This is a genomic window from Embleya sp. AB8, from assembly GCF_049739465.1.
Lineage (GTDB): Bacteria > Actinomycetota > Actinomycetes > Streptomycetales > Streptomycetaceae > Embleya.
The window spans coordinates 459,452-465,608 of sequence record NZ_JBMHHY010000002.1 but is presented as its reverse complement, the minus strand read 5'-3'; the positions used below and the strand labels follow the sequence as shown (position 1 = coordinate 465,608).

The window sequence follows — 6,157 nt, the reverse complement described above, 5'->3', positions numbered from 1 at the left end:
TGACTTTTGGCACGCTGTTGAGTTCTCAAGGAACGGACGCTTCCTTCGGTGCGGAATCAACCGCGCCCTCCGGGCGTTTCGTTTCGTTCTTTGCTCTTGTGTTTCAGCGATTCTTTCGTTTCGCTTTCGCGTCTCCAGCTTAGCACACCGTTTCGGCCGCTTCGCTTTCCTCGCTTTCGGCTTCCACCGCGTTTCCGCGTTTTCCGCCTTTCAGAGTCTAGCAGATCTTCGCGACCTGCTTTCCTCTTTCGCTTTCCACCTCGAAGCTTTCGCTTCCCGGCTTCCGGCTCTTCGAGCCTAGCAGGTCTTTCGACCCGCCCCGCTCATCGCTTCGGCTTCGGAAATTTGTTCTCCCGCTGCTTTCTGCGACGCCCCGAACATTAGCGGATCACATTTCCCACCGTCTAATCGGCGGCAATTTGCGTTCCGGCAATCTGCGCAGGCACCCGGGCACAGAACGGCGCGTGTGATGCGCATGCGCATCACACCTGGTTCGAGTGATCGGAGTGGCCGCCCCGGGACCAGCCAGCGCGGGCGCCTAGGCTCGCGTCTGTCTCAGGTCTCCCTGTCGGGCAACTTGGAGGACCCTACCGGGGCCCGGGGCCGACCGCAAACCGGCACGTGGGGGCGCCGGTTCGGGTCGGTTCGGCGATGAGCACGATCGACTCGATACTTCCGTACGGTGGCCGCGCGCCAGTCGCGATGATTGGTACCGAGGACCGAACTGCACCGCCGTCGACCGGAGGGCCCCATGTCGCTGCTCACCCCGGACAGCCTGGGCGATCTCCTGGGCTTGTTCGACTTCGGGAACGGGTGTGTCACCCGGGTACACATCGACGACCCGTTCAGCCCGGGCGGGGCCACGGCCCGCGTCCTGGTCGATGCCCGGGACCGGGAACACGGCTGGCCGTGGATTCCCGTGGAGTTCACTCTTTCGGGACTTCGGGACTATCGGGTCGAGCACGGGAAGGGCTTCTCCGGAATGCTCTATTTCGACCCGGTCCTGTCGCGTTTCACCGACGAGACGTACGGCGACCTCTTCTATCTGGACTTCGACCCGGTCGACGGCCCCGGGGCCTACGAGCCCGTCGACGCGGGCGATGTGGTCGGTCGGTCGCAGTGCTTCTTCGCCGCGGAGAGCTGCTCGTGGCGGGCCGTACCGCCTGCGGAGAGCCCTCGACTGCGGCTGATCGGCAACGCCTAGCCGGCCGTCGAGGTGCGGCTCGGGCGCCGGCGGGCACCGGCTCGATACTGGTCGGATGGCAGACAAGCAGCGTCGACGCGGTCGCGCCCCGGAGCCGATCCGTGCCGAGGTGGGGTCGGGCAGTGTCGAGCTCGAACCCGATCCGGATCGGGCCGGGGCCTGGACGTTGCGGCTGCACGGGTCGCCACAGTCGCATGTGGATCTGGGTGATCCGACCTGGCTGGAGTTCGAGTACGTCCGTCGGCTCGGCCACGTCGTCGATCTGATCGCCGACCAGGGCAGACCGCTGCGGGTCTTCCACCTCGGCGGTGGTGGTCTCACCCTGGCCCGCTACGTGGCGGCGAGCCGCCCGCGCTCGCGTCAGCAGGTGGCCGAGCTGGATGGTGAACTCGTCGAGTTCGTCCGGCGGGAACTGCCCTGGGAGAAGACCTGGCAGATCCGGGTGCGCACCGGGGACGCCCGCGAGGTGGCGGGCAAGGCCCCCGACGCGGCGTTCGACCTGGTCGTGGTCGACGTGTTCGCCGACTCGCGGGTACCCGCCCATCTGACCTCGGCCGAGTTCGTCGGCGAGGCGGCCCGGACGTTGGCGCCCGGCGGGGTGTACGCGGTGAATCTGGCCGACGGCGGGCGGCTGGACTTCGTCCGGTCGCAAGTGGCGACCGTACGCTCGGTGTTCCCGAACCTGCTGCTGATCGCGGATCCGGCGGTGCTGCGGGGGCGGCGGTTCGGCAACGTGGTGCTGGTCGCCTCGCACGGCGAGTTGCCGATCGCCGAGTTGGCCCGGCGGACCGCCGCCGACCCGTTTCCCGGCCGGGTCGAGCACGGTACGGCGCTGGCCGACTTCCCCGGTGGTACGGCCGTGGTGCACGATGCCACCGCGGTCGCGTCGCCGATTCCGCCGGCGCGTACGTTCGGGAAGAACTGACCCCGCCTACCGCCGCCGCTTGCGCTCCTCCACCCGGCCCTTGAGCAGGCCGACGACCAGTAGTACGACCAGGGTCGCGACCAGCAGCACCACGGTGACCGCGGAGCCGAGCAACACCTTGCCGCGGTCGGTCAGGGTGAACACCGAGACCGGCAGGGTGCGCCACTCGGCGGGGTAGACCATGATCGTCGCGCCGACCTCGCCCATGGACAGCGCGATCGCCAGGCTGGCCGCCGCGGTGATGGACGGCAACAACATCGGCAGCCGCACCCGCAGCAACACCCGGGCCGCGCTCGCCCCGAGCGAGGCGGCCACGTCCGCGAAGGCCGCGTCGGTGCGGTCGAGGCCGGCCGACACCGTCGAGTAGGCGAAGGTCACCACGAGCACCGCGTGTGCCGCGATGACGATCCACTTCGTCCCGTTGAGCAGGATCGGGCCGTCGCTGAAGGCGACCAGCATGCCGAGTCCGACCACCACCGAGGGCACCGCGACCGGCAGGTGGAACACCGCGTCGGTGAGTCGGCGGACGAAGCGCGGCGCGGTCCGGGCGGCGATCGCCGCCCAGGTGCCGACCACGATCGCGATCAGCGACGCGCCGAGCGCGGTCTCGATGCTGACCACGAGGCTGTCGTAGTTGGTGCCCGCGGTGGCTTCGCGGATGTTCTCGCTCGTCCAGGACGCGGGCAGCACGCTGTTCCAGTCGCCGGCGAACGCGGCGATGCCCAGGATGGCCAGCGGCGCCAGCACGAGGGGGGCGAAGACGACGGCGAACAGCGCCCAGACGAGGGCGCGTCCGCTACGCGACCAGACCAGCACGGCCGGCTCCTGTCCGGGAGAAGACGAATCGGTAGACCGCGTAGAGCGTGAGCGACAGCGCCACCTCGACCACCGCGACCACACACGCGCCCGGGTAGTCGAAGGTGACCGCGCCCTTGGCGTGCACGAGCATCGGCAGCGTGGTGACGTCCTTGGCGCCGATGAACAGTACGATCCCGAACTCGTTGAGGGTCAGCAGCAGGGTCAGACTGCCGCCGGCCGCGAGCGCGGGCCAGGCCTCGGGCAGCAGCACCTGGCGGATCACCCGCAACGGTCCCGCGCCGAGCGAGGCGGCCACGTCGAGTCGGTCCCGGGGCACCAGCGCGAAGGCGGCGAGCAGCGGGCGCATCACGAACGGCGTGTAGAAGGTGATCTCGGCGAGCACCACGCACCACGGCGAGTAGAGGAAGCCCACCAGCGGCTCGCCCAGGCCCAGCTTGTCGGCCGCCGCGTTGACCACGCCGGCCGTGCCGTACAGGAAGGTGAAGGCAAGCGCGATCAGGAAGGAGGGGAAGGCGAGCACCGTGTCGACGATCCTGCCCACCGCGCGGGCGCCGGGGAACGGTACGAAGGACAACACCAGGGCCAGGAAGAAGCCGACCACCAGGCAGCCGAGGGTGGAGAGCACCGCGATCTCGACGGTGTTCCACAGCGCGTCGCCGAACGACGGCGAGTTCAGCACCTCGCGCCACACATCGAGCCCGACGTGCTCGTTCTTGTCCACGAAGGACTGCTTCACGACGAGCGCGAGCGGATAGAGGAAGAATCCGGCGGCGAGTACGAGCGGCGGGAGCACCCACAGCGCGCGGGACGCGCCGCCGCGCGCCTTGCTCGGGCGCGAGGGGGCCGAGATCGGCTCGGCCGCGATCGGCGGTTCGGCCAGGGTCGTGGTCATCCGGCCGCTCCCGCCGGGACCAGGACGCACGGCTCGGCCGGCAGCGCGACGCCGAGCCGCTCGCCGAGCGCCGGCACCTCGGCCAGGTCGGTCACATCGATCCGGATCTCCTGGCCGTCCGCGCCTTCCAGGGCGCAGGTCAGCCGGTAGTCGGCGCCGCGCCACTGGGTCGCGATCAACCGCGCGGGCAGCGTGTCCGGCCCGTCCACCGCGCGCACCCCCAGGGTGTGCGGGCGGGCCACCAGCATCGCCCGCTGCCCCTTCGCGAACGCGCACGTCGGGTCGGCGGCGACGGTCAGCCCGCCCACCGTGACCCGTACCGCGTCGTCCCCGGCCGCACAGGCCGCGAGCACCTCCGCGGCAAGCAGGTTGGCCGCGCCCAGGAAGGACGCGGTGAACTCGCTCGGCGGTCGGCGGTAGAGCCGATCGGTGGCGTCCAGGTCGACCAGCCGCGCGTCCCGCATCACCGCGATCCGGTCGGCCAGCGCGAGTGCCTCGGTCTGATCGTGGGTCACGTACATGATCGCCACGTCCGGCAGATCGGCGCGCAGCCGCTGCAACTCGCCGAGCAGATCGGCGCGCAGCGTCGCGTCCAGGGCGGACAGCGGTTCGTCCAGGAGCAGTACGGGCGGGCGGATGGCCAACGCCCGGGCGATCGCCACCCGTTGCTGCTGCCCGCCGGACAACTCGCGCGGGTAGCGCCGGGCGTAGCTCGCCATGCCCACCATGTCCAGGGCCTCGGTGACCCGGCGGGCCACCTCGGCACGCGGCACCCGGCGGGCCTTGAGGCCGAAGGCGACGTTGTCCGCGACCCGCATGTGCGGGAACAGCGCGTAGTTCTGTACGACGACGCCGATGCCGCGCTTGTTCGGCGGCTCGTACGTTACATCGCGGCCCGCCAGGGTGATCCGTCCGGAGGCGGGTCGGAGGAAACCCGCGACCGCCTTGAGCGCGGTGGACTTGCCCGAGCCCGAGGGGCCGAGCAGGGCCACCGTCTCGCCTCGGGCGACCTCCAGGGTCAGGCTCTCCAGGGCCGTGACGGATCCATAACGGACCGTCAGATCCTGGATGCCGATCGCCGATCCGTTCGGCACGGCACTCGCGACGGCCGGTTCGGTGCGCTCGATGGCTGGTGCGGTCATGCGGGTTCCCTCCCTGTCCGCAGTTCTCCGAGATGGTTCCGAGGTGGTGTGCACGACCCGTCGGGTCAGCGACCGACGGCCTTGTTGTAGGCGGCCAGGTCGGCGTCCAGGTCCTTGAGCACGGTGTCCCACTCCGGCGCCCAGATCTCCACACCCTCCAGGGCCTTGGCGATCTCGGCGGCGTTGGCGTCGGTCGGCTTGACGTCCTCGCGCGCGGGCAGGCCGAGCGCGTCGGCCGACACCGAGGTCTGCGCCTCCGGGGAGAGCAGGTAGTCCATCAGCTTGCGACCGTTGTCGGCGTGCGGGGCGCCCGAGGACAGGCCCATGAAGTAGGGCAGCGCGAAGGTCGAGGCCTTGCCCGCGTCGTCGGCCGGGAACCAGACCTTGAAGTTGGACTTGTCGTTGTGGATCGACGCCAGGTTCATCTGGAGGTCGCCGTTGGCCACGCTGAGTTCGCCCTTGCCGACCTTGGGCTGGAGCTTGCCGGTGGAGGAGGACGGGCCGACGTTGCTGGACTCGAGCCGCTTGAGGTAGTCGAGCGCGCCCTGCTTGCCGTAGAGGTGCTGGAGCTGGATCAGTACGGCGGTGCCGTCGCCGGCCTGGCCGGGCGTGGAGTACTGGAGCTTGGACTTGAACCGGCCCTCGGTCAGCTCGGCGAACTTGGTCGGCGCGGGCTTGGCCTGGTCGGGGTTGTAGATCCAGGACGCGTAGTTGTTGACCACGGCGGTGTAGCGGCCCTGGGCGTCCTTCGCGGTGGCGGGCACCTTGTCGGCGCCGGCCGGGGTGTAGGCGGTGAGCAGATTGGCCTGGGCCGCGCGCTGGATGAACGGCGGCAACGTGATCGCCACGTCGGCCTGGGGGTTGCTCTTCTCCTTCTCCATGCGGGTGACCACCTCGCCGGAGCCGGACTCGACCAGGTTGACCTTGACCCCGGTCTTCTTCTCGAAGTCCGCGAAGCGCTTGGTGTACCAGTCGGCGAGCCCGTCCACCGAGTAGACGGTGACGCTGCCGGAGCCCTTGGCGGGTGCCCCGCCGGGGGCCGCGTTGGCGGCGGGCTTGGTGTCGTCCGAACCGCTCCCGCCGGTCCCGCCGCAGGCGGTCGCGGTGAACACGACCACGGTGGCGGCGGCGGTGAGGCCGAGGATGCGTCGCATGGGAAATCGCCCTTTCGAAAA

At 70.0% G+C, this 6,157-nt stretch carries 6 protein-coding genes; 2 read left to right on the top strand and 4 right to left on the bottom strand.

The genetic code is table 11. The annotated features are described in order from the left end of the window. The first annotated feature begins 751 nt into the window (after positions 1-751). Positions 752-1,204: a hypothetical protein gene (locus ABIA38_RS05105; protein ID WP_424637171.1), complete on the top strand. Its 453-nt coding sequence runs from the start codon at positions 752-754 to the stop codon at positions 1,202-1,204. Between the two features lie 55 nt (positions 1,205-1,259). Continuing rightward, the gene (locus ABIA38_RS05100; RefSeq protein ID WP_424637170.1) at positions 1,260-2,129 is read left to right on the top strand and encodes a spermidine synthase; all 870 of its coding nucleotides are present in this window, start codon (positions 1,260-1,262) and stop codon (positions 2,127-2,129) included. Between the two features lie 6 nt (positions 2,130-2,135). Here ABIA38_RS05100 and ABIA38_RS05095 read toward each other — a convergent pair whose 3' ends face one another. From ABIA38_RS05095 to ABIA38_RS05080, 4 genes are all read right to left on the bottom strand, one after another. After that, on the bottom strand, positions 2,136-2,945 hold the full coding sequence (locus ABIA38_RS05095) for an ABC transporter permease (protein WP_424637169.1): 810 nt from the start codon (positions 2,943-2,945) through the stop codon (positions 2,136-2,138). Then, complete coding sequence (locus tag ABIA38_RS05090) at positions 2,926-3,840, bottom strand: 2-aminoethylphosphonate ABC transporter permease subunit (RefSeq protein WP_424637168.1); 915 nt, start codon at positions 3,838-3,840, stop codon at positions 2,926-2,928. The genes ABIA38_RS05095 and ABIA38_RS05090 overlap by 20 nt, the downstream gene beginning before the upstream one ends. Further along, a complete protein-coding gene (locus ABIA38_RS05085) occupies positions 3,837-4,982 on the bottom strand; it encodes an ABC transporter ATP-binding protein (protein ID WP_424637167.1) in 1,146 nt (381 codons plus the stop codon). Before ABIA38_RS05085 ends, ABIA38_RS05090 begins: the two co-directional genes overlap by 4 nt. 65 nt (positions 4,983-5,047) lie before the next feature. After that, positions 5,048-6,136, bottom strand: a complete 1,089-nt coding sequence (locus ABIA38_RS05080; protein ID WP_424637166.1) for a 2-aminoethylphosphonate ABC transporter substrate-binding protein — start codon at positions 6,134-6,136, stop codon at positions 5,048-5,050. Between the last annotated feature and the right edge of the window lie 21 nt (positions 6,137-6,157).

What these genes read in the sequence shown, in the direction of transcription:
- ABIA38_RS05105 (WP_424637171.1), top strand. Translation starts at nt 752, where the DNA reads ATGTCGCTGCTCACCCCGGACAGCCTGGGCGATCTCCTGGGCTTGTTC.
- ABIA38_RS05100 (WP_424637170.1), top strand. Translation starts at nt 1,260, where the DNA reads ATGGCAGACAAGCAGCGTCGACGCGGTCGCGCCCCGGAGCCGATCCGT.
- ABIA38_RS05090 (WP_424637168.1), bottom strand. Translation starts at nt 3,840, where the DNA reads ATGACCACGACCCTGGCCGAACCGCCGATCGCGGCCGAGCCGATCTCG.
- ABIA38_RS05085 (WP_424637167.1), bottom strand. Translation starts at nt 4,982, where the DNA reads ATGACCGCACCAGCCATCGAGCGCACCGAACCGGCCGTCGCGAGTGCC.
- ABIA38_RS05080 (WP_424637166.1), bottom strand. Translation starts at nt 6,136, where the DNA reads ATGCGACGCATCCTCGGCCTCACCGCCGCCGCCACCGTGGTCGTGTTC.